Origin of the sequence: Sphingobacterium sp. R2, assembly GCF_040760075.1 — a bacterium.
Lineage (GTDB): Bacteria > Bacteroidota > Bacteroidia > Sphingobacteriales > Sphingobacteriaceae > Sphingobacterium.
This window is the reverse complement of sequence record NZ_CP142884.1, coordinates 3894842-3915407: the sequence shown is the minus strand read 5'-3', so window position 1 is coordinate 3915407 and position 20566 is coordinate 3894842. Positions and strand designations below refer to the sequence as shown.

The following is a 20566-nucleotide window of genomic DNA, read 5'->3' as shown; positions in this document are numbered from 1 at the left end:
GCAAGCAAATACTAGTGTTTATGCTAGTACTAAGTACATCATGGGTAGTAGCTCAGACAGCAGGAAATGAAATTGAGGTCAAAGGGACCGTTGTTAGCGCATCCGAAAATAAAGTATTAGCCGGAAGCACAGTTGTAGTCAAAGATGCCGGCGGTAAAATAGTTAGTTCGACCAACACGGGCAAGGATGGAGCATTTAACTTAAAAGTACAACCCTCCACCACGATCATTGTTTCTATCAATTATATTGGTTTTAATACCTATGAGTCCGATGCTATAACGCTACACCAAGAAGATCTAGATTTAGGACGTAAATATCTGGACATTAAAAGCACCATGCTCGAGGGGGTTAACGTAGTGGCAAGCCGGAGAAAGCCTTTGGTTCAAAGCACGAAAGACAAGCTCATATACAACGCCGCATCGGATATCAGTAACAAATCAGGAAATGCAGCGGATGTATTACGGAAAGCGCCGATGCTGACTGTAGGTGCCACTGGTGATCTAAAGTTGCGCGGTAACGCTAATATTAAAGTGCTGATCAACGGCATACCATCCCGAATTATGGCGAAAAACCTCAAGGAAGCCTTAAAAATGATTCCGGCAAGTTCCATTGTTTCCGTAGAAGTGATGACTAACCCTTCTTCCAAATATGAGGCAGAAGGTGCCGCCGGTGTGGTCAATATCATCACAAAAAAGAAACTAAAAGGAACTAGTGGAACATTGGATATCACAGGTGGAAATCTGGAACAAACTGGAAATCTTTCCCTTAATATGAGGACAGGTAAATTTAACTTTTCAGCGATGGGTAACTACAGTCGGGAAAAAGAAAAAATGATATCTTCTCTTGATAGAACCAATCTGAATAACGGAATGGAAACTGGATCGCTGTTTCAAGAATCTAATATGATTCAAACCACAAAGGGCGGTTCTGCCTCTTTGTCAGGACAATATAAAATTGATTCCCTTCAGACACTTGAAGCGAGTTATTCGTATTGGAACGGCTCTTGGCCCCAAAAGGGTGGATTATTTAATCGATATACAAATGCTGACCGGTATCAAGTGTATCGGCAAAAAACGGAGCAAAGTGGTAAATTCAATTTCTCTGAATGGGTATTGAACTATCAGAAAAAATTTGATCGCCGAGGGCAGGAATTACAACTTATAGGGATGGCTTCTACTGCATCTGATGTGTCCAACTACTTGACCCAACAGTATAAACCCGATGATCAACTGGCGTTTACAGAACGCGGCCCCAATACAGGTAAGGAAAAGGAGTGGAGTCTTCAAGCGGATTATTCACATCCTTTTGGAAAAGAAGGCAAAACTTCGCTAGAGACAGGCGGTAAATATTTGGGAAATAATTCCAAAAGCGTGTATGAAGTCCTAAGCAGTGCAGTGCCTGTAGATCCGAGCCGTTCCGGAAGCATGCAATACAGACAGCAGATTTTTTCTGCATACGCTACCTTAAATTTTGATCTTGGAAACGATTGGACATTACGTCCGGGAATTCGCTTTGAGAATACAAACATCAATGCCACATTTCAGAATAATGCACCCTATAAGCGGAAATTTTCAAACTGGGTGTCCAATTTGTTGGTTGTAAAAAAATTGAGTGAACGCCATGAAGTAAAGTTAGATTATAATGAAAGAATTCGCCGTCCGTGGATCATGGATCTGAATCCGTATGCAAATGCAGCGGACCCGTTGAATATCATGCAAGGTAACCCCTATCTTAAACCAGAGCTTACCAAAAAACTCGAATTTTCACATACCTATACCGGAAGTAAGAACACCTTATTGACAAGCAGTATCTATTATAGCTCAAACAAGAATGCGGTGGAGCAGATTGCTAGAGTGAATGAAAAAGGAGTCTCTTATACCATGCCGGATAATATTGGTGAAAGTAAACGAATGGGAGTGAACGTCAATTCGGTATTCAATCCTGTAAAAATCTGGACGGTCAATGCCGGCATAGAGGTCTTTCATTTAAAATTCCGGAGCAACTCTTTGGGAATGAAAAACGATGGAACATTTTTTAACTCAAGCATCAGTAATACAGTTAATCCGATGAAAGGTCTGCAATTGAGTGCTTCAGGGGATTATGGTAATGGTTTTATCACATTACAGGGTAAAAATACCGCAAACTACTCTTACCGCTTTGCAATGAAGAAGGATTTTATGAATAGTAAAGCTAGTCTTACGTTGGCCGTCATCAATCCATTCCAGAACAATTTTAAGGAGACGGTTTATGCTTTTGCCCCTACATTCCAAAGTACCCAGATCAACAGATTTTACAACAGAGCCGCTACGTTGACATTTAGCTGGCAGTTTGGCGGACTACATGCTTCAAATGAAAAAGAGAATCATTTTAATGATCAAACGGATGATAAATCTCCAAGAAGGAGAAGAAAGTAATTGGAAAAAAGTGATGAAATTCTTTTTACACAAACAAAGAAAAGAAACAATTAAAAACACAAATCATTTTTCAATATATCGTGTTTATGGATTCTTTCAACCTTACAAGTGGCAATTGCTCAGCTCCTTAATGCTGATTTTTATCGGAGCAGGAGCAAGCATGGCGATGCCATTTCTACTGCGGAATATTATTGATGATGCCCTTCCGCATGGCGACATACACTTGTTAATTACGTTAGTTATTGCGATGATTTTGGTAACGCTAATTTCTGCCGTAATCAACATGGTTCAGGCGATACTTTCAACAAAAATTGGACAATCTGTATTGCATGACCTGCGGATAAAGCTGTATTCTCATTTGCACACACTTTCATTGCGATTTTTTACGAATACGCGTGGCGGCGAAATTCAGTCCCGCATTACGCAGGATATTGGATCACTTCAGGAACTTGTTTCCAACACTGCCCAGGAGGCCGCAAAGAACTTAAGTATTGCGATTATGACTGTTATTGCAATGTTTCTCTTAGATTGGAAACTTTCACTGTTTTCACTAACCGTTGTTCCGTTTACGTTGGTATTAAGTAATTGGGTTGGTGCATTGAGAGAAAAAGTTTCCGAAAAACAGCGAAAGAAGCTGGCCGACTTATCTTCAGAAATCAGTGAATCCCTATCGGTACCGGGAATGATCCTATCGCGTACAATGGGGAAATCGACATTTCTAATTAGCAAATTTTCCAATACATCGAAAGATGTAGCAGATTTGGAAGTTCACTCACGTACATCCAATGAATGGCAGTGGCAGATTATTTATTTGTTGCTGACCATTCTTCCAGCACTGACGTTATTACTTGGAGGGCTCACGATGCAAAGTGAAAACCAAGTTTCAATAGGGACAATCATGGCTATCATCGCACTACAGGAGCAACTTACGTTCCCTTTACAAGAGTTGCTACGGACAGGTATTGAGGTCCGAAAAGCACGCGTCTTGTTTTCACGTATATTCGAGTATCTTGACATGCCTGCTCAGATTAAGAAAATAGCTGGAGCAGTTGTTTTGGACAGGAAGACAGCAAAAGGGGAAGTGAAACTCGAAAATGTCAGTTTTTCATACGAGGATGGTGTTCAGATCCTTTCCGAGGTGACAATTGATATATCAGGTGGAAGTCAGGTCGCCATAGTTGGAGCTACAGGGTCAGGAAAGACAACTATTGGATATCTTATTGCGGGACTTTATGAAGTGGATAAAGGTGCGATTTATATCGATGGAGTTGACATCAGGAAATTAAGCCCTGATTCACTTACCGATATTTTAGGTGTTGTTTCACAGGATCCCTATCTAGTTAATGGAACTATAAAAGAGAATCTTTTGTTTGCTAATCCCAATGCAACTGACCAAGAGTTAATTGCTGCAGCGAAAATTACAAAGTTGCATGAATTTATTGTTAATCTGCCAATGCAGTACGATACGCCTATTGGCGAGCATGGATATCGCTTTTCTGGCGGTGAGAAACAGCGGCTTTCGTTAACGAGGACATTATTGAGAAAACCTGCTATTATTATTATGGATGAAGCGACAAGCGCACTAGATACAATTACCGAACGTCAACTATCAAGTGCCTTAATTGATTCTATGCAGCATACTACTACGATAACAATTGCACATCGATTGTCAACGGTCCGCCATGCAGACCAAATTGTGGTAATGCACCGTGGTCAGATAGTAGAGAGCGGTTCCCATGAGGAGCTAGCAGCAAAAAATGGTTACTATACAGAACTATTAAAATCAGACGGAGAAAGAGGAGTATCAAAGTTAGCAAACTAAGATGTAGGAAGGTATGACCGATCTCAACAAGTGGGTCCACATGTTAACAACTGCATTGATGTCTTGAGCACAATATGCTGATGTATAGATTATAAAAAAGAAAGTAGCCGGCTTTCCAAAACATTTTGGATAGTGTATTGTTAATTCAAGCAATCTTTATATCCTAATTATGAAAGTACTTTTTGCTACTAGGTCATCAGTTTTCTTTTTATTGCTGCTATGTGCGAGCTGCTCCTCCTTGATTAACACTGTTCAAGTTCAGACCCTGACAAAGAATTATTGTATGCCCAATGTGATTTATCAATCCATTCCGCTGCAACAAATTTCGCTTTCTGATAGTATCCAGCTACGAAAACATTTTTCTGCTCATGATTTTGTACTGATTAAATACCTGAATCTATCAAATCCTGTAATAGCGTATTTAAATAGTACCAATGATACTACTGTAAAACTACTTGCGAAACAGAAGATGATTGAGCAGTATATGCTGTTTGAGTCTGAATTGAACGCAATCGCTGCAGAACTAGATTGTAATGGTGAACGCATTGATAAGCTCGCCGGATATATAGACGGTATTAATACGAATAAACAGACTAGACTTACAGTGGCATCAATTCTTTTAGGCGCTGTGACGACGGTGACTGCTACCACTGTAAATAACAAAAAGCTTAATAACGGATTGAGTATTGCTGGTGGTTTGGGAACAGCAGCATTGGGATTCATGACGCTAAACCCGAAAGGAAAAAAGGTACGAATGACCCTACAGCGCAATATGCTCGAAAGTATCTGGTATCAAAACAATAATGCCCAAATTTATCCAAGTTCCATCTGGGGGATTATTTCAGAGAAGAATTTCAGCAATTCCGTAAATCTTTCCCTAGTGGAAACAACGAGACAGCGTTGGTTACAATATGGCTTGGACGACAAAAAGGATAGCTCACTGGAGAAACTCTACTTTAGAGATGGTGGTATTTTCGCCGCAGAAGAACTTCATGATCTGGCAAATATGCACAATGAATTGCAGGCAACCATTCGATCGATCCAACAGGACATGCGAAGTCTCATGCTACGGATAACATCCATAAACCTTATCCCAGAGTTACCTAGCAAGGGAAAAAAGCGCCATTAAACCAACCGACAAAGAAAATGGTATTACTTATCCACGATAGAAATTATTTTTAACATCATTGCGATCACGTTTTCTTTGGTCGAAGGAATTACATTATGAACAATTGTATAACCTTCAACAAAAGGGATAAGAAAGCTGACAATCTCCTCAGGTTTACTGCAAAATTTGGCAACCAGATCGATCATCCAAATACAATATATTTTATAATATGCTTCTACTGCATGCTCCAATTCTTTATTTCTAGCGGCCAAAGTCCATATTTCCTGAAACATTAGTGTTTGATGACTGGATTTGCTATCGATTAATAACATGCTCAACACCTTTTTCAAAAAAGTATTTTTATCGGGAAGACTATCCGCTGTTAAAAGTTTTATAGCCTCTGTAAGCTCCTTTTTACAGCTTTCAAAGTAAAACTCAACTGTGGCAATGAAGAGGAGATTCTTATCCCTATAATAATATTGGAGATTACTTAGCGATATATCGGCACGTTTAGCAACCATTCTCATCGATAGCTTTTCCGCTCCTTGTTCAGTAAGGATCGCTATCGTTGTTGATAAAATGTGTTGTAACCGCTCTTCTTTTTTATCCATCCTTCAAATTTAAAAATAAATCTTAAAAATTTCGATTATTTAGGTCAAATGACCTATATTTGAAATAGGTCATTTGACCTAGGTTTAATTTCATAGAATAGCAATAAAAAACATTTGAAAATGAAAAATACAACAATTTTACACACCGCCAATGAATTTGTATCCAAAGGAGATAATGAAAGCTTCTTAGCATACTGTACGCCGCAAACAAAATGGGTTTTCGTTGGAGATCGGATTTTAAATGGAAAAGATGAAGTTCGTGCTTACATGCAAGAGTATTATAAAGAACCGCCAGTTTTCAACGTTGAAAAGACCATTGAGGAGGGCGATTTTGTTACAGTGACTGGAGAAATCCGATTGAAAAGTAAGATCGGAAAATATGAACATTTTGATTATTGTGACATTTGGAGATTTGAAGATGGAAAGATAGCGGAGCTTAAAGCCTTTGTCATCCAGAAACCCTAATATTTTCTATAAAACACAGTCACAGTGAACTAATAGTGTAGATATATCATGATTAAAATAGTAGTTTTAAACAATACCAATATCGATGCAAATATTCAAAATCAAGTTTCTGAACTATTTAAGCAATTGAGCCCTAATAAGCGACAATCAAGATTGGATGAAGTTTTAACGGAAAACAATAAGGTTAGCGTACTTGCATGCTTTATAGGGGACAGAATCGTCGGCATTGCCTCAATGGCAGTCTATCGTGTAATATCGGGCAGCAAAGGCTGGATTGAGGATGTTGTCGTAGACAAAGACTATCGCGGAATGGGGATTGGCAGGAAACTCATCGAAAAACTGCTAGCTATTTCCATCGAACAGCAGCTAATTGAAGTTCTGCTATTTACCGAAGAACACCGCACATCGGCTATAGAATTATATGAAAAGCTTGGTTTCAATAAAAGGGATAGCAACATCTATATATTGAAGAAAAGATGAAAAATAGAAAAATGAATCTTACGAGAACGAATAAATCCTAAAATTGCGACAAGGTCTGTAGCGGTAAAAACAGAATAGATAGGTAAGAACCGCTATCTTTTTAATTTATTTTTCTGCAAGCTTTATGTTAGTAAAAATAAACATCACAACATATTTTTATTATAAACATAGATTAAAGTTTTACGGCTAAATTAGCGGAAAAACGCCTAGGCATCATTTGGTTGACGTAACTACCCCAGTATAGCTTATTTGTGAGGTTATCCACTTTAAAGCTTATCCGGAATCTTTTGGTGTCATAACCCGCCACAGCATTCATGACCAGGTATTCGGGAATATGAAATTCACCAAACTGACGCGATTGACTGATGTAGGCTTTGCTATTATAATTACCACCTCCACCAATTGAGAATCCCTGTAAGGCTTTAGCCTGAAATGCATAGTTTACCCATAAATTGGCAGTTTGCGCTGGTCCCGTCCACTGACGTAATCCATCGATATCGGCGTTTGTATTTATGGAGTAAGCTTTATTGTAAGCATATCCAGCAATAATATTGAAACCTTTCACCATGTTGACAATTAATTCTGTTTCCAGTCCGCTACTGATTTGTCCCCCGTCCTGTATAGTGAAACCATTGCGGGTGGGATCAGGTCTGAGGATATCGTTCACTTTAATATCATAATAACTTATTGTCGAATTTAATTTGCCATCAAGCAAATTAAGTTTGAGGCCGGCTTCCCATTGATTAGCATTGCTTGGCTTAAAAACCGTTCGTGCACCATCGGGCTGTATAGCAGGACCATTGTTTGCGAATCCGTTCATGTAATTTCCAAATAAAGATATTTTGTCTGGTATAAGCTGGTACACGAGTCCCAATTTCGGCGAAAGATTTGTTTGGCTAAACTTTCCGGTAACCGTATCAGCCGCCAGATCGTATGAGCCCCCAGATGCAAAGTGGTCAATGCGAAGGCTCGCCATGGCCAAAAAATTATGAGATATATTAAAAACATCAGAAAAGTAGGCGCTATAAGTGCTTTGTTCACTGATTGTACGTATGGGATTTAGTGTGGCTAAAAATGCATCTACATTAGCTTTCGAAATATGAGTATAAGCTGGATCTTTTCCTTTTAAACCAATACGGTCGAACGGGTAGGCAATAATGAAGTTTTCATTGGATCGGGCGTTATAATAATCCAGCCCCACTACCAAACGGTTGCGATGGCCGGCAAGCTCGAAGTCTCCATTGAAATTTTGTTGAATTTCAATACTATTATAATTTGAGTTACTATATCGGATGTTTCTATTCACACTGTCCTGCATAATTTCATTCCATACGCGGTAGCCAACACTGGAGTGTTTTGTTTGCGAGATCAGCGTTTGTGACTTCCACTTAGCTGACAATTGATAAGCGGCTTCAGCATAAATGCTAACGGATGGTTTAGATTCCGTTAGGTCGTTCCCATGATAATATCTCTTCCAGTTGATTCCCAAGCTTTCTGTGCTTTTTTTTGTGAATGACATTTCGGGAAATAGGCGATGGAAGTCATTTGCTTTCTGTTGATAGATCTCCGCATCGATCGAAATTGTTAAACGATCATTTACTTTATACAAGAGAGATGGTGCAATAAAAAGACGTTTGGTAAAACCTGCATCCATGTAATTGCCATCATCGTGGTAAGCAATATTTGTGCGCATCAGAAGTCCAGCATCTTTTACCAGGGGGGTGTTAATGTCGGCAGTAATTCTATTCAGGTCGAATCCGCCCAATGTATATGAAATCTCCCCCTTAGCTATGTCGAAAGGTTTCTTTGTCACCCGGTTAATCAATCCACCAAACGAGGTCAAACTATTTCCAAATAAGGTGGCCGACGGGCCTTTCAATACTTCGATGTGTTCTATATTAGCGACTTCCAAACTATTATCTTTTCTATCCTGGATGCCATTCCTGATGAAACTGTTGTTCTCAAAACCGCGCATATAAAAGGAGTTGCTTCCATTGACCAGACCCTGGCTCACACCGGTTACATTTTTTAGCACATCATTGTACGTCACGATGAGCTGTTCCTGCAAAATTTCCTTGGGCACAACATTGTATACTTGGGGATTCTCCAAATTTTTTAAAGGTAACTTTGCTACCTGTTCGGATTCTTTCTTTCCAAACCTGCGGTATCCCGAGATTTCGATGCCGTCAAGTACCCTTTCTTTTAGACTTAATACAAAGTCTACCACCATTTCCTGACCATTAAGTAATGTGATTTGTTTTGACTCCATGTTTGCGCCCAAATATTTGGCAGAGATTATATAATTTCCAGCTTGTAATGTGGTAAAGCTGTAATCTCCATTATTGTCAGTTTGGACTGTTTTTTTGCTTTCCGAAAGCGATACCGTTACAAATGGCATTCGTTCCCCAGTTTGTGATTTTATTGTACCACGCACTGCTGCTGTTTGGCAGAATGCTTTATGGGACGATAAAATCATAAGTAAAATAAAAAAAATCCCTATGGGATTAAAAAAGTTAAAATTGATCGGTGGTTTCATGTCAATGATATAGATGATTATGACTACAAGGTTGTATTTAATATTTATTTAGAACAAATATAAATAATAAACCTGTACTCCATAATACTATTTGAATTTTGTGAATGAAGCAGCGTACCTCATGTGGGTAGCATCCAACTAAGGAAACATTTTTTTGAATTGACCTTAATGCTTTCGTTAAAAATTTCTTTAGAAAATGAAACGGCATAGAATTGAGCGAGTAATAAAAGTTATTCATTGTTTCTCCATGAATAGTACTATTTAAGATGTCGTTTATACCTTGATATATATTGCTATCCCCAATAGTTTTGCATACAAATATTATATACGAATACGATGGATAATAAGAACAGTAATGAAGAACATTTTAGACCTTATGGTACAATTGCATTTATGTTTATGTTGTTGATTTTAACGGCGCTTGTATGGTTTAGCGTTTATTACATTCAGATTGATAGAGCTTAAACGAATAATATCATGGTAGATAAATACGAACTAAGAGCGATTGTCCTTTTTGTTACATCGGGAAAGAAAAATTCGAAACTGCCTTAAGTGAATTTGCTTATAAAAACCAAGTAGAGGTTGAATGGAAAAGTTACCAGATTATGCCGGAACTGCAAACCCAACCCGATAAGAGTATTCATGAGGTTTTAGTGGATCAAAAAAGGATAAGCTTAGAGCAGGCCAAGCAGCTTAATGGATACGCCACACAGATGGCAAAGCATGTAGGTCTGACCTACAACTTCGATAAAACAGTTCCTGTAAATACGCTAAAAGCTCATCAGTTTCAACATTTTGCTAAAGAAAACGGTAAGGGAGATCAAGCGGAAGAGATTATGTTTAAAGCCTACTTCACAGACGGTAAAAATGTTGATGACATTCCTACACTCGTTAGTTTGGGTCAATCGATAGGTTTAGACGGAGTGGCATTACAACAAGCCTTAGAGAATCAAATCTATATACAAGCGGTAAAAAAAGACATAACGGAAGCTCAGGAAATTGGTGTCAATGGGGTACCATATTTTGTTTTCGACAGGAAACGAGCAATTTCAGGAGCTCAAGATCCTAAAGTTTTCCTTGAGATACTACGAAAATCCTTTGAGGAGTGGAGAGAAGAAAAACCGAAAGGCAAACTTGACTTAATAGAAGGTGCTGTTTGTAAACCTGACGGTACATGTGAACAATAAATTTTAACAATAACATATAGCAAAATGAAAATAGCTGTTATCGGTGCTACCGGTTTTGTGGGTAGTCGAATCACAAATGAATTAGTAAATAGAAATCATCAGGTTTTGGCGATTTCGAGAAAAGAAAACACTTCGGATAAAAGTAATCTGCAGTTTGCACAAGTGGATGTCACAGATATTACTACTTTGACATCATCCATAGAGGGGGTAGAAATAGTAGTGAATGCGTTCAGTCCAGACGCCAATAATCCAAATTTAGCAGAAGACTTTATGAAAGGTTCATTAGCCATTCAGGAAGCAGTTAGAAGTGCCGGTATTAAACGTTATATCATCGTGGGTGGTGGTGGAAGTTTGCTAAACGAAGAGGGCGTAGCGATCTTGGATACTTTACCACAGGATTTGCCTTTTATCCCGAAAGCTCAAGCAACAAAAGCTTATTTTGATGTGATAAAACAGGAGAAAGATTTGGATTGGGCGTATTTTAGCCCTGCTTTGGAGATGAACCCAGGTATCACGATCGGCAGAACCGGTCAATACCGTTTGGGAACAGACCATCCGGTGATGAACGCGGATGGAAGAAATTTGCTTTCAGCAGAGGATGTCGCTGTAGTGATTGCAGACGAAGTTGAAAAACCTCGACATCATCAAACTAGATTTACAGCAGGGTATTGATGGTCAACGGATCATTCATAGTACTAGGTGGAATAATTCTAGAAGCATATATTTATCAAAGGTAGGTTAGGCTATCTGCCTTTGATTAATCTTGATTTATTCATTATTGATGTTTTATCATGGGAAATTTAATTCATACAGAAGCTAATATTTCATTATTAATATTAAGAGTGGTAGCTGGTATTATCATTTTGCCTTATGGATTAAAAAAAATAGGATGGAAGAAAAATAGTCCCGGAAAAAGTTTTCAGGGTACTATTGAAATGGGAGTTCCTTATTTTATTGTATTTTTGGTGACCGTAGCACAGACACTCGGCGCGGTTTCTCTCCTTTTTGGTTTTTTAGTAAGAATATCTGCTCTTGGTAACTTTATTGTGATGTCGGGTGCATTAGTTGTACATTTTAAAGACGGGTGGAGCATGAATTGGTATGGTAAAAAAAACGGTGAAGGGATAGAATATTTTGTTTTGATTTTATGCATCTTGTTCGTATTAATGTTAGACGGTGGAGGTTTATTTTCATTCGACCGCTTTTTAATGAACTTTTTTTGTTATTAACGAACAATTCGGTACACATCTGCTCAGTATTTGCCTCGGGTTGGTATCAAGCAGAGTAAATTAGGTTCATAACATGGATTTGGTCTTGAGTAGCAATTCAAATGCAACAAAGCGGAAATGATAAGTGGATACGGATTAGGAACAAACGTTAACTTAACGTATAAAAAATGGAAAAAAGAATTTAGATTTCAAGGACTGGATGCTAAAACTGAATTACAGATTTCATTGTGGCTTGTTATTCCCGCATTAATTATGATGTTTGGAACCTTGTATCTATCCCATCAAATTTTTTCGAATGCATTTTTTCTTTTCCCAATTATTATTGCGGCACTGATTACAATTTTAGGAAGTATCACACTACTGCAAATCATCAGCAATAAGATAAACGATAAGGAATGGATCATCAGAATCAGTAAACAAGAAACTATTAACGCAAGATTTAGAAATAATGTATATGATTTTAATCTGACTGATATCGTGATGATTAAAAATATGGGAAATAAAGGTGTTCGCTATTTAACCATTAAAACTAACGGTAGGCTTCTTAATATAAGAGTCGGCCACACTGGCTTCGCTCCTTTTTCCACCGAAGCAGATATCACTGAGCTGGATGCATTTATAGCTTATCTAAGGCCCTATATAGATCAGAATTTTAACACAAAAGTGCTCAAGAATGCAATAAACCCCAACGTTATTCCAAATTTTGGTGTATTTGTAAGAAAAGGCGAAAAAATCAAATACAGCATCATCAATAGGATGGAACCCTGGCAGGTTATTGCAATGATCTTATCCATAGGCATCATTACCATGATCATTTTTTTCAGTGTAATGGAATATTATTTTTTTAAATAAAGGAAAAATGGCCGGAAAAAAGTTGTAGCAAACTATTAATTTATTCATCGTAGAGCCAATATGATGAAAGATTTAAATGTAAATTTAGACATGAGTAAAATTTTGCGAGAACAGTTCCGAAAATATATCGATATAACAGATGTGGAGTTTGATTATATTTTGAGCCATTTTAGCTTTAAGAAATTCAAAAAGCATCAATTCCTCATACAGGAAGGTCAGTTCGTATTAAATGATTACTTTTTGCTCTCTGGCTGTGTGAAATCATATTATACTGACGAAATCGGTAAAATACATATTCTTCTTTTCGCTATTCAGGATTGGTGGATAACAGATTACGAAGCCTATTATTATCATAAGAACGCAAAAGTCAATATTGATTGTCTGGAAGATACCGAAGTGCTATGCCTTAGCAATGAAAACAGAGAAAAGCTCTGCCGCGAATTCCATCAAGTCGAACATTTTTTCAGAAAGAAAACAAACCGCAGGAACGTGGCGTTGCAAAACAGAATCCTATCCTTACTGAGCAGCTCTGCAAAGGAGCGTTATGAAAAGTTTGTACAAGACTATCCATCGTTGGTGCAAAAGTTGCCCAAGCACATTGTTGCTGCTTATCTTGGTGTAACAAGAGAAACACTGAGTCGCTTATACGCGCCAAACAATTGATCTACCTCACATTTTTTTTGTGAGGTACGTCCTTTATATCTTTAAAGAATACCCTGAATTTTGTTTTGTCAAATTAAAAATTAAGCACAATGACAAAATTTAACATTCAAACAGCAAGCAGCACTGTGAACTGGACAGGAAAGAAAATTCTGGGCTTACACACGGGAACTATTCAAATCAAAAGTGGTTTTTTGACTTTTGAAAACGATCAAATCATCGATGGAGAAATACAGATTGACATGACTTCAATTGTAATCACCGATATTTCTGACAAATCTATTTACAAGGAGTTTTTTGATCATTTAAACCACGATGATTTTTTCTCGGTCGATCAATTTAAGACAGCTTCTATGAAAATCAACAATGGAAGAAAGGAAAATATGCATTACTTCATTAGTGGTGATTTGACCATTAAGAATATTACACAGCCCATTCATTTTACGGCGACTGTAGAAATATTCAGCGATTTCTTGCATGCATTGGGCGAAATCAACATTGACCGGACATTGTACAATATTCGGTATGGTTCCGGAAAGTTTGTACCGAATTTGGGCGACAAATTGATTTACGATGAGTTTGTACTACAGTTCAAATTAGTTGGGCAACGCTAAATTTATTCATATGTGGAGAAAAACAAAATTCACTAAACTCCTTGGAATAGATTTACCCATCGTTCAAGGTCCCTTTGGTGGAAAACTATCCTCAGAGGATCTTACAGCACTAGTGTCAAATAAGGGCGGATTAGGCTCTTATGGTGGACAGCCGTATGATGCTGCCGAACTAATTTCTATATCTAGAGGCATCAGAAAATTGACCTCAAAACCATTTAACATTAATCTATGGGTTAATGATCAAGATGCTACGGCCGGAGATTTTGATGAAAGCAAGTTTCAGCAAGTTATCAAACTTTTGGAGCCATACTTTGAAGAGGTCGGTGCAGAACCACCGACATTTCCTTTGCCAGCGAGTCCTAAGTTTGAAGAGCAGATTGAAGCTATTTTTGAGATAAAACCAGCGGTTTTTAGTTTTGTTTATGGCATACCCTCTGAAGCAATTTTGGAGAAATGCCGGCGATTAGGAATCATAACGATAGGAACTGCTACTACGTTAGATGAAGCTATCGCTATAGAACATGCTGGAGTCGATGCCGTGGTAGCCACAGGCTTTGATGCAGGTGGGCATCGGGTTTCATTTCTGGATAAACCCGAAGAAAGTTTAATAGGAACGTTTTCATTGATTCCGCAAGTCGCGGATAACCTAAGAATCCCTATCATAGGCGCTGGCGGTGTTGCCGATGCCCGTGGGGTAAAAGCGGCAATGGCACTGGGTGCCGACGCTGTTCAAATAGGAACAGCTTTTCTGGCTACCCGGCAATCTGGAGCAAGTAAAATACATCGTGAAAAATTATTCTCAAAAGAAGCCCGCTATACAACATTGACCAAAGTTTTTACAGGACGATTATCAAGAGGATTGAAAAACCGCTTGACAGAGGAGTTAAAAGAATTTCAAAATAGTTTGGCCCCTTATCCATTGCAGGGAAAAATTGTTGGTAAACTGGGGGCGTATCCTGCAAATTCCGAATCGAATCCTGAATTGAAGTCGTTTTGGGCAGGTCAGGGGGCCTCTATTCTTCAATATCATGACGCAGAAAAACTGATTGCAGCTATTAGTGCTGAAATGGAAAGATAAGAAGTATGTGCAATTTAAAAACGATCCGAAACTTACTTTTTACTCGTTACATCAATTATAGAGAAGCCGAGTTTTAAAGGTCGGCTTTTCTATACTCCATGTTGGCATTTGGGATTCGTTTATATGAATGTTAGATAGTTTTTCGCGACATAATCTTTAGGCTTCTTGATTTTTCCTTAGAGAACACTTTTTCAGCTGTTTTTGTCCCATATCGACTATAGTCTAGAGCAAAAAGGTTAAGAGTATTTGCCGAACCCAATGGTTCGGGTAAACCAACTTTATATAAACAAATCAGCAGCCAGTTTAATACTGGCTATTTTTTAATTCAGATGAGATTGAACAGGATATTAGTAAAGTTGCTTTATACATCTTAGTCACTTTGGATTAAAGCTTACTCAGGAAGACTTGGATCATTTTTTTTGCCAGGATCAATGTCGATCGACAATAAATCGTGCGATTCACCCTTCAAATAACTGCGCATCTTTTCGCTCATAGCTCCCATAGCGAACGGAAAGTAATGCATATAACATATCAGGTTTTACGGCCTCTTGAATACTGTCCAAACGGTCTTTTTTTTGGTATTGGAAGTCACCAAAAGTTCATTCCGCCTGCTAGTAGCATTAGTTTGGCGCACAAGATATAGGAATGTCAGAATTAAACCGTAATTTCATCGATCAAACAGCTTTAACATGACATTTCTATACCGATATCTTCCTCTATATGCGTTGCTAACTACATTGCTATTTTCTCTCCATGTTTTTTCGCAAAAGCAATCAGGAGTGGATAGCAATGCGTTGGCAATTCAGTTCGTTGAGCGACAGCTTCCCGAGGGCGATTATACCGCAGCGGTGTTGGGAGTTCCACGTCCCAACGCAGCGCAACGTGCAATCGTTGAGAAAATGAAACAAGCCGTGACCGCCAATGAAGATTGGTTTTATAAAACAAGGAAGGAATTAAAACCAGGAGAGCCGATACCGTATCACGAGAATCTAGGTATTAGCGAAGAGGAGTATGCTGTTTTTATGAAGTTCTCCCAATCTGTCAAATTAGACAAAATAGGGGTTATTGAACTCAAGATCGTGCGTAAGGAAAATAGTTTACAATTTGAACCGAAAGATTTCGGCGACTATTTAAAATATCTAGTCTTCGATTTAAAAGACAAGAGGGTCAGGGTTGATAGTCTGGTATTGGAATACAAAGAGCAGATCACGATGGATGCCAAAAGGACAACATTGGTTGCAGGGCCATGGGTAGGTTACTCCTGGCAGCTCGAAGAAGTTAAGAAAGACGGACAATTAATTTCAGATCCAAATAAAGTAGTTCCTGCAGAAATGGGAGAATTGGATATAAAATCTATTAAGGTAATTATTGGCGAACTCGCTCATAGCAATCAGCGTTTTCTATATCTCAAGAGTAACATTGTCAATAAAGGACATTTGCTTGCAAAACAGGATTTAGCTCTTATATTAACAAAAAAATAAGCTGAAATCCAACGTCATGCTTAACTTATTGACTGATCGGAAGATTACATAAGGAGATCAATTCTGCGACATTATCTCATTTGTTTGCTTAAGATAACTTTTTATCTTGAATAAACCTTTAAAGTGAAACCGACCAGTATCTGTAACGAAGTGAGGTTTTCATCATTGAGATGCATCAGCTTCTTTCAAGAATTTTTTAAGGACCGCGGTGTACTATACCTCACATCTCATCAATAAACAATTAGCGCGAGTTAAGAAGGGTAGTGATTATTACCTACCAGAGGTTTATTTATTGGTATTTTGGAGTTCGACATGGATAGAAATCGGTGTTCTCGTAGATCCCATGTCACAGGGCGGACTTATTTCTACGATGTGGCGCTGTGTGGCAAATTGACCAAAGAAATATTTTATGATAAATTGGGATGTAAAATGATTTCGCTTCCATTATTTAACAAACAGCCAGAAGAACTAAAGACTGTTATGGATCAGTGGTTGTACTTACTCAAACATTTGAGTACCATGAATAGATTGCCATCATTTTTCGATAAAATATCATTTAGATAGGAGAGATAGGTAAATTAACGGAGGAGGAGCTAATGTTATACGAAGCAAGTTTAAAACAAAAGCGTGATACTGAGAGCGTATTTAATTCGGCCAAAAAATCCGGAGAAGCTTTGGGTCACGTTAAAGGCCTAGCAGAGGGTAAAGCCAAAGGTTTAGCAGAAGGAGAGCGTAGAAAAGCGCTTGACACTGCTAAGGCATTTAAGGAAATGGGGCTACCTATAGCTGATATTGCTAAGGGCACAACACTTTCTGCCGAAGAGGTCGAAAACTCTAGTACATCGGTGCTAGCGTGCTATAAGTGAAACCTCTCTCGCAGCAGGCTAAAACCATCAATCATTTTATTTCCAACATTGCGTTAATACATGACTTACCAATTATCGATATTGGCGGATTTTTCAAGAATGGATTTAATCAGCCCATTAAAGTACGCGTTTACGAATTGATGCCTTTTCTCTTTTTTGGGGTTACCGTTGCCTTTGAAATAAAATTTTTTCACATCCATTTTATTCCAAGTGCCGTTGTAGTTCATAATTTGAGCACTGAAAGTTGGACTGTTGATTCTTATTTTTCCATCTTTAAACAAAAAAGACAAGGTGTAATCGACATCGTAGTAAGCGATAGCGGATGTTTTAAGTCCTCTTTGTTGGTAGGCTGCTAAAGTTATCGCTTGCCCGGGAACCAAAGTCAAGCCTTCTTTGGGATTGGAATATAAGCTATTGATCGACTTTAATACATTGTCGTAAAGTTCTTGCTGTTTAGCGCCAGGAACTTCTACTACGGTATAATCTAGATTCTCTTTTGAAACGAAACCTGTTGGCGCTAGAGTAAAATATTGTGAAAATGCTAAATTTGTAAACAGAAGCAAAAATATTCCGATAAGGATGTAATTTTTCATATTCAATTGTTTTAAAGGGAATTAAATAAGTCAACTTTACAAAAAGATCTTTAATTCCATCAATTCTTTTTGCAATGTACTTGTTTGTAAAGAAAATTCAAAATTAAAGGGTTGGAGAATTAAAAGTAGCTGGCGCGCCGATGAGACATTAGTGTGCATTTTATTATTTTCTTACCTTAGTTACTTTGAAACGATGAAAAAGATATAGGGTGCCAGGTATGACTTCTATAGAAGATTTTTTAAGCGAATATTTTGATATTCTGCAAATTGATGCAGATGAGGTAAATTGTTGTGTAATCACTTTAAAGGATTATCGGTATGCTATTGACGCCGTCAAGTTAAATTTTTACCTGGTCGTTTTATGCCGTCGGGGGGCATGTAATGTCACTGTTGGGCACCACGATTTTTCAATAAGTTCATCTACCATATCCATCATTCCGCCACAAACACTCTTTTCCATTAAAAACTTTTCAGGAACTTTTGTAGCTGATCTTTTGTTTTTTAAATCAGACTTTATTAAGAAAGGATTTGTAAAAAGTGAAGTTATGGAAGAGTTGTTGCTGATCAATCCAGATTACCCTCCCATTTTTGATCTGGAAGAAACGAAGTTTCAGGATTTCTCCTATAAATTCGCGAAAATAAAGGACGAAACAGAAAGTCAGTCACCCTTTTGTCTTGAAGTGTCCAGGCTATATATTCTGCAGATTTTATACGACTATAACAGAGTCTGTGAATTGTGTCTATTAAATTCGGACAAGTTAATTAATCGGCAGTACCAAGTTATGTATGCGTTCAGAAAACTGGTAGATAAAAATTTTCATCAGTACAAAACAGTAAAAGAATATGCAGGCCTCATGTATCTGTCGTCAAAATATCTAAGCGAGTGCGTGAAAAATCAGACCGGCATATCTGCTCTCGCTCTTATTCAAAACAGGATCATGCTCGAGGCCGAATTACTCTTAAAATACGCTACACTTTCCGTAAAAAACATTTCTGATAAACTGGGCTTTACTTCCACGTCCTCTTTTTCCCGTTTTTTCAAATCTGTAAAAGGTGTATCTCCCATACACTACCGTGAAAAACCGAAAAATTGACAACATAATCGGAACTTCCGTAATTGTTTTAATCTGTTTTCGTTTAGAAATTTGTTCAAGTAAATTAAAGCAAACTTTATGAAGAAATTAGTGATAACGATGGCATCTGCTGCTGCGTTAACTTTTGCTGCATCCTGCACTAAGCAACTGGATAAAAAGATTTCAAATGGAAATAACAAGATGAAAGCGGTACAATTTAGAATAGCGCGGCCTACCAACAATTTGAATGAAGTAGTTAAATTCTATAACGAAATGCTGGGTATGCAAATAATCGGTAAATTTGAAGATCATTTGGGTTACGATGGCGTGATGTTGGGTATGCCTGACAAAACCTATCATCTGGAGTTTACCCAGCAAGCGGAAAAGGTTTCTTTACCGGAGCCGACGAAGGAAAACCTACTTGTTTTTTACTACGATAATGAAGACGATTATAAACGCGCAAATGAGCGTTTAAAGAATGCTGGAATTGATGGCGTCGAACCTGAAAATCCGTACTGGAAAGATAAAAGTGTCACGTATGAGGATCCAGACCGGTGGCGAGTTGTCCTGTTTAATGGAGTATATAATCCTTAAAAAGAGTATTCAGGTGAAGGAACGAGAGCATTATGCCGCCCCAGATGGGGCAACATATTGGTATTTATCAATTTGATCGATAAAGAGCTATATTGACTTCACCTGCAGCAGGGATCATTTTGCGGTTATGCATTTTGGATCTTTACCTGCGGTGAAGTCTAATGCTCTTCGTTTTTCATGATTCTAAAGAAATATTCTCTGTTTGCTCGCGATATGGGGATGGTATCATTGTTTAGCATCATGATAATCCCATCCTTAGAAAAGCTAGTCACGAAATCTGTATTTATTAAATGCGACTGATGTACGCGTATAAAATTGGGTGAAATAAGGATATCTTCGTAATATTTCAATGGTTTGGAAACAATTATGTGCTGCCCGTTCTTGAGAATAAATGTTGTATAGGAACCCGAGGTTTCACACCTGATGATGTTTTTGAGCTTCACAACATGCATAGCCTCTATGGTGGGAAGCACTATTCTATCATGCTTTTTTGCGATACTCGAAGAAGGAGGAATAACATGTTGAAAATCCATATATTCAGATTTTTTGCCTGCTATACGATCAAGCGTCTCTCTTAACTCATGATGGTCTATTGGTTTCAGAAGATAGTCGATAGCATTAAATTTGAATGCCTTTATCGCATGCTCCTCATACGCCGTAGTAAAAACAAGATGGAAATTCTTATGGCTAATCTGTTCAAGAACATCAAAACCGGTCCCGTTTTTTAGCATGATATCCATAAAAACCAGGTCTGGCTTTAAACGGTCAATAATTTTGACGGCTTCCGGCAGCCCTTCCGCGTAACCGATCACCTGGATTTGTTCGGACGCCACCATTTCAAGAAGGATAGAAAGGGCCTCTCTCAGATGATATTCATCTTCTATAATAACTGCTTTATACATT

The 20566-nt window shown here is 38.1% G+C and carries 22 protein-coding genes; 17 read left to right on the top strand and 5 right to left on the bottom strand.

The genetic code is table 11. The features are described 5' to 3' along the window. Positions 1-20: 20 nt before the first annotated feature. The 3 genes from VXM68_RS16305 to VXM68_RS16295 all read left to right on the top strand — a co-directional run bounded on the left by VXM68_RS16305 (position 21) and on the right by VXM68_RS16295 (position 5365). Positions 21-2414, top strand: coding sequence for a TonB-dependent receptor (locus VXM68_RS16305; protein ID WP_367209376.1), 2394 nt, complete (start codon positions 21-23; stop codon positions 2412-2414). Next, positions 2383-4236: an ABC transporter ATP-binding protein gene (locus VXM68_RS16300; protein ID WP_367209375.1), complete on the top strand. Its 1854-nt coding sequence runs from the start codon at positions 2383-2385 to the stop codon at positions 4234-4236. The genes VXM68_RS16305 and VXM68_RS16300 overlap by 32 nt, the downstream gene beginning before the upstream one ends. Before the next feature lie 283 nt (positions 4237-4519). Beyond that, positions 4520-5365 (top strand): hypothetical protein, encoded by an 846-nt coding sequence (locus VXM68_RS16295; RefSeq protein ID WP_367209374.1) that lies wholly within the window; start codon positions 4520-4522, stop codon positions 5363-5365. A gap of 23 nt (positions 5366-5388) precedes the next feature. On the opposite strand, the gene VXM68_RS16290 is transcribed toward VXM68_RS16295, so the two are convergent. After that, on the bottom strand, positions 5389-5955 hold the full coding sequence (locus tag VXM68_RS16290; RefSeq protein ID WP_293957460.1) for a TetR/AcrR family transcriptional regulator: 567 nt from the start codon (positions 5953-5955) through the stop codon (positions 5389-5391). A 120-nt stretch (positions 5956-6075) separates the two neighbouring features. On the opposite strand from VXM68_RS16290, the gene VXM68_RS16285 reads away from it, so the two are divergent. Together VXM68_RS16285 and VXM68_RS16280 are read left to right on the top strand one after the other, a co-directional pair. Continuing rightward, the gene (locus VXM68_RS16285) at positions 6076-6420 is read left to right on the top strand and encodes a nuclear transport factor 2 family protein (RefSeq protein WP_293957458.1); all 345 of its coding nucleotides are present in this window, start codon (positions 6076-6078) and stop codon (positions 6418-6420) included. A gap of 48 nt (positions 6421-6468) precedes the next feature. Beyond that, positions 6469-6900, top strand: coding sequence for a GNAT family N-acetyltransferase (locus VXM68_RS16280; RefSeq protein WP_293957457.1), 432 nt, complete (start codon positions 6469-6471; stop codon positions 6898-6900). A 172-nt stretch (positions 6901-7072) separates the two neighbouring features. On the opposite strand, the gene VXM68_RS16275 is transcribed toward VXM68_RS16280, so the two are convergent. Continuing rightward, positions 7073-9376, bottom strand: a complete 2304-nt coding sequence (locus VXM68_RS16275) for a TonB-dependent siderophore receptor (protein WP_367209373.1) — start codon at positions 9374-9376, stop codon at positions 7073-7075. 548 nt (positions 9377-9924) lie between these two features. Between VXM68_RS16275 and VXM68_RS16270 the strand changes: the two genes are divergently transcribed. From VXM68_RS16270 to VXM68_RS16240, 7 genes are all read left to right on the top strand, one after another. Continuing rightward, the gene (locus tag VXM68_RS16270; RefSeq protein WP_367211307.1) at positions 9925-10623 is read left to right on the top strand and encodes a DsbA family oxidoreductase; all 699 of its coding nucleotides are present in this window, start codon (positions 9925-9927) and stop codon (positions 10621-10623) included. Positions 10624-10647: 24 nt separating this feature from the next. Beyond that, the gene (locus tag VXM68_RS16265) at positions 10648-11295 is read left to right on the top strand and encodes an NAD(P)-dependent oxidoreductase (RefSeq protein WP_367209372.1); all 648 of its coding nucleotides are present in this window, start codon (positions 10648-10650) and stop codon (positions 11293-11295) included. A gap of 119 nt (positions 11296-11414) precedes the next feature. Beyond that, the gene (locus VXM68_RS16260; RefSeq protein ID WP_367209371.1) at positions 11415-11852 is read left to right on the top strand and encodes a DoxX family protein; all 438 of its coding nucleotides are present in this window, start codon (positions 11415-11417) and stop codon (positions 11850-11852) included. Between the two features lie 117 nt (positions 11853-11969). Further along, positions 11970-12704: a hypothetical protein gene (locus VXM68_RS16255; RefSeq protein ID WP_367209370.1), complete on the top strand. Its 735-nt coding sequence runs from the start codon at positions 11970-11972 to the stop codon at positions 12702-12704. Between the two features lie 90 nt (positions 12705-12794). Then, entirely contained in the window at positions 12795-13367 is a 573-nt protein-coding gene (locus VXM68_RS16250; RefSeq protein ID WP_367209369.1) for a Crp/Fnr family transcriptional regulator, read from the top strand. A gap of 89 nt (positions 13368-13456) precedes the next feature. Then, positions 13457-13978: a YceI family protein gene (locus tag VXM68_RS16245; protein ID WP_367209368.1), complete on the top strand. Its 522-nt coding sequence runs from the start codon at positions 13457-13459 to the stop codon at positions 13976-13978. Positions 13979-13988: 10 nt separating this feature from the next. Continuing rightward, positions 13989-15056 (top strand): NAD(P)H-dependent flavin oxidoreductase, encoded by a 1068-nt coding sequence (locus VXM68_RS16240; protein ID WP_367209367.1) that lies wholly within the window; start codon positions 13989-13991, stop codon positions 15054-15056. 391 nt (positions 15057-15447) lie between these two features. Here the strand turns inward: VXM68_RS16240 and VXM68_RS16235 are convergent, their stop codons facing one another. Further along, positions 15448-15579, bottom strand: a complete 132-nt coding sequence (locus VXM68_RS16235) for a hypothetical protein (protein ID WP_367209366.1) — start codon at positions 15577-15579, stop codon at positions 15448-15450. A gap of 166 nt (positions 15580-15745) precedes the next feature. Between VXM68_RS16235 and VXM68_RS16230 the strand changes: the two genes are divergently transcribed. From VXM68_RS16230 to VXM68_RS16220, 3 genes are all read left to right on the top strand, one after another. Beyond that, a complete protein-coding gene (locus tag VXM68_RS16230; RefSeq protein ID WP_367209365.1) occupies positions 15746-16537 on the top strand; it encodes a hypothetical protein in 792 nt (263 codons plus the stop codon). A gap of 300 nt (positions 16538-16837) precedes the next feature. Further along, positions 16838-17101: a PD-(D/E)XK nuclease family transposase gene (locus VXM68_RS16225; RefSeq protein ID WP_367209364.1), complete on the top strand. Its 264-nt coding sequence runs from the start codon at positions 16838-16840 to the stop codon at positions 17099-17101. 32 nt (positions 17102-17133) lie between these two features. Further along, a complete protein-coding gene (locus tag VXM68_RS16220) occupies positions 17134-17403 on the top strand; it encodes a hypothetical protein (RefSeq protein WP_367209363.1) in 270 nt (89 codons plus the stop codon). Between the two features lie 65 nt (positions 17404-17468). On the opposite strand, the gene VXM68_RS16215 is transcribed toward VXM68_RS16220, so the two are convergent. Next, on the bottom strand, positions 17469-17996 hold the full coding sequence (locus VXM68_RS16215) for a DUF4468 domain-containing protein (RefSeq protein WP_307186390.1): 528 nt from the start codon (positions 17994-17996) through the stop codon (positions 17469-17471). Positions 17997-18214: 218 nt separating this feature from the next. On the opposite strand from VXM68_RS16215, the gene VXM68_RS16210 reads away from it, so the two are divergent. Together VXM68_RS16210 and VXM68_RS16205 are read left to right on the top strand one after the other, a co-directional pair. Next, positions 18215-19090, top strand: coding sequence for a helix-turn-helix domain-containing protein (locus VXM68_RS16210; RefSeq protein ID WP_294187824.1), 876 nt, complete (start codon positions 18215-18217; stop codon positions 19088-19090). 78 nt (positions 19091-19168) lie between these two features. Further along, entirely contained in the window at positions 19169-19663 is a 495-nt protein-coding gene (locus VXM68_RS16205) for a VOC family protein (RefSeq protein WP_367209362.1), read from the top strand. 158 nt (positions 19664-19821) lie between these two features. On the opposite strand, the gene VXM68_RS16200 is transcribed toward VXM68_RS16205, so the two are convergent. Then, positions 19822-20565, bottom strand: coding sequence for a LytTR family DNA-binding domain-containing protein (locus VXM68_RS16200; protein ID WP_293883415.1), 744 nt, complete (start codon positions 20563-20565; stop codon positions 19822-19824). Position 20566 lies beyond the last annotated feature (1 nt).

Coding starts and splice junctions, on each gene's coding strand:
- VXM68_RS16305 (WP_367209376.1), top strand. CDS start 21: ATGCTAGTACTAAGTACATCATGGGTAGTAGCTCAGACAGCAGGAAAT.
- VXM68_RS16300 (WP_367209375.1), top strand. CDS start 2,383: ATGATAAATCTCCAAGAAGGAGAAGAAAGTAATTGGAAAAAAGTGATG.
- VXM68_RS16295 (WP_367209374.1), top strand. CDS start 4,520: ATGCCCAATGTGATTTATCAATCCATTCCGCTGCAACAAATTTCGCTT.
- VXM68_RS16290 (WP_293957460.1), bottom strand. CDS start 5,955: ATGGATAAAAAAGAAGAGCGGTTACAACACATTTTATCAACAACGATA.
- VXM68_RS16285 (WP_293957458.1), top strand. CDS start 6,076: ATGAAAAATACAACAATTTTACACACCGCCAATGAATTTGTATCCAAA.
- VXM68_RS16280 (WP_293957457.1), top strand. CDS start 6,469: ATGATTAAAATAGTAGTTTTAAACAATACCAATATCGATGCAAATATT.
- VXM68_RS16275 (WP_367209373.1), bottom strand. CDS start 9,376: ATGATTTTATCGTCCCATAAAGCATTCTGCCAAACAGCAGCAGTGCGT.
- VXM68_RS16265 (WP_367209372.1), top strand. CDS start 10,648: ATGAAAATAGCTGTTATCGGTGCTACCGGTTTTGTGGGTAGTCGAATC.
- VXM68_RS16260 (WP_367209371.1), top strand. CDS start 11,415: ATGGGAAATTTAATTCATACAGAAGCTAATATTTCATTATTAATATTA.
- VXM68_RS16255 (WP_367209370.1), top strand. CDS start 11,970: ATGATAAGTGGATACGGATTAGGAACAAACGTTAACTTAACGTATAAA.
- VXM68_RS16250 (WP_367209369.1), top strand. CDS start 12,795: ATGAGTAAAATTTTGCGAGAACAGTTCCGAAAATATATCGATATAACA.
- VXM68_RS16245 (WP_367209368.1), top strand. CDS start 13,457: ATGACAAAATTTAACATTCAAACAGCAAGCAGCACTGTGAACTGGACA.
- VXM68_RS16240 (WP_367209367.1), top strand. CDS start 13,989: ATGTGGAGAAAAACAAAATTCACTAAACTCCTTGGAATAGATTTACCC.
- VXM68_RS16235 (WP_367209366.1), bottom strand. CDS start 15,579: ATGCATTACTTTCCGTTCGCTATGGGAGCTATGAGCGAAAAGATGCGC.
- VXM68_RS16230 (WP_367209365.1), top strand. CDS start 15,746: ATGACATTTCTATACCGATATCTTCCTCTATATGCGTTGCTAACTACA.
- VXM68_RS16220 (WP_367209363.1), top strand. CDS start 17,134: ATGTTATACGAAGCAAGTTTAAAACAAAAGCGTGATACTGAGAGCGTA.
- VXM68_RS16215 (WP_307186390.1), bottom strand. CDS start 17,996: ATGAAAAATTACATCCTTATCGGAATATTTTTGCTTCTGTTTACAAAT.
- VXM68_RS16210 (WP_294187824.1), top strand. CDS start 18,215: ATGACTTCTATAGAAGATTTTTTAAGCGAATATTTTGATATTCTGCAA.
- VXM68_RS16205 (WP_367209362.1), top strand. CDS start 19,169: ATGAAGAAATTAGTGATAACGATGGCATCTGCTGCTGCGTTAACTTTT.
- VXM68_RS16200 (WP_293883415.1), bottom strand. CDS start 20,565: ATGTATAAAGCAGTTATTATAGAAGATGAATATCATCTGAGAGAGGCC.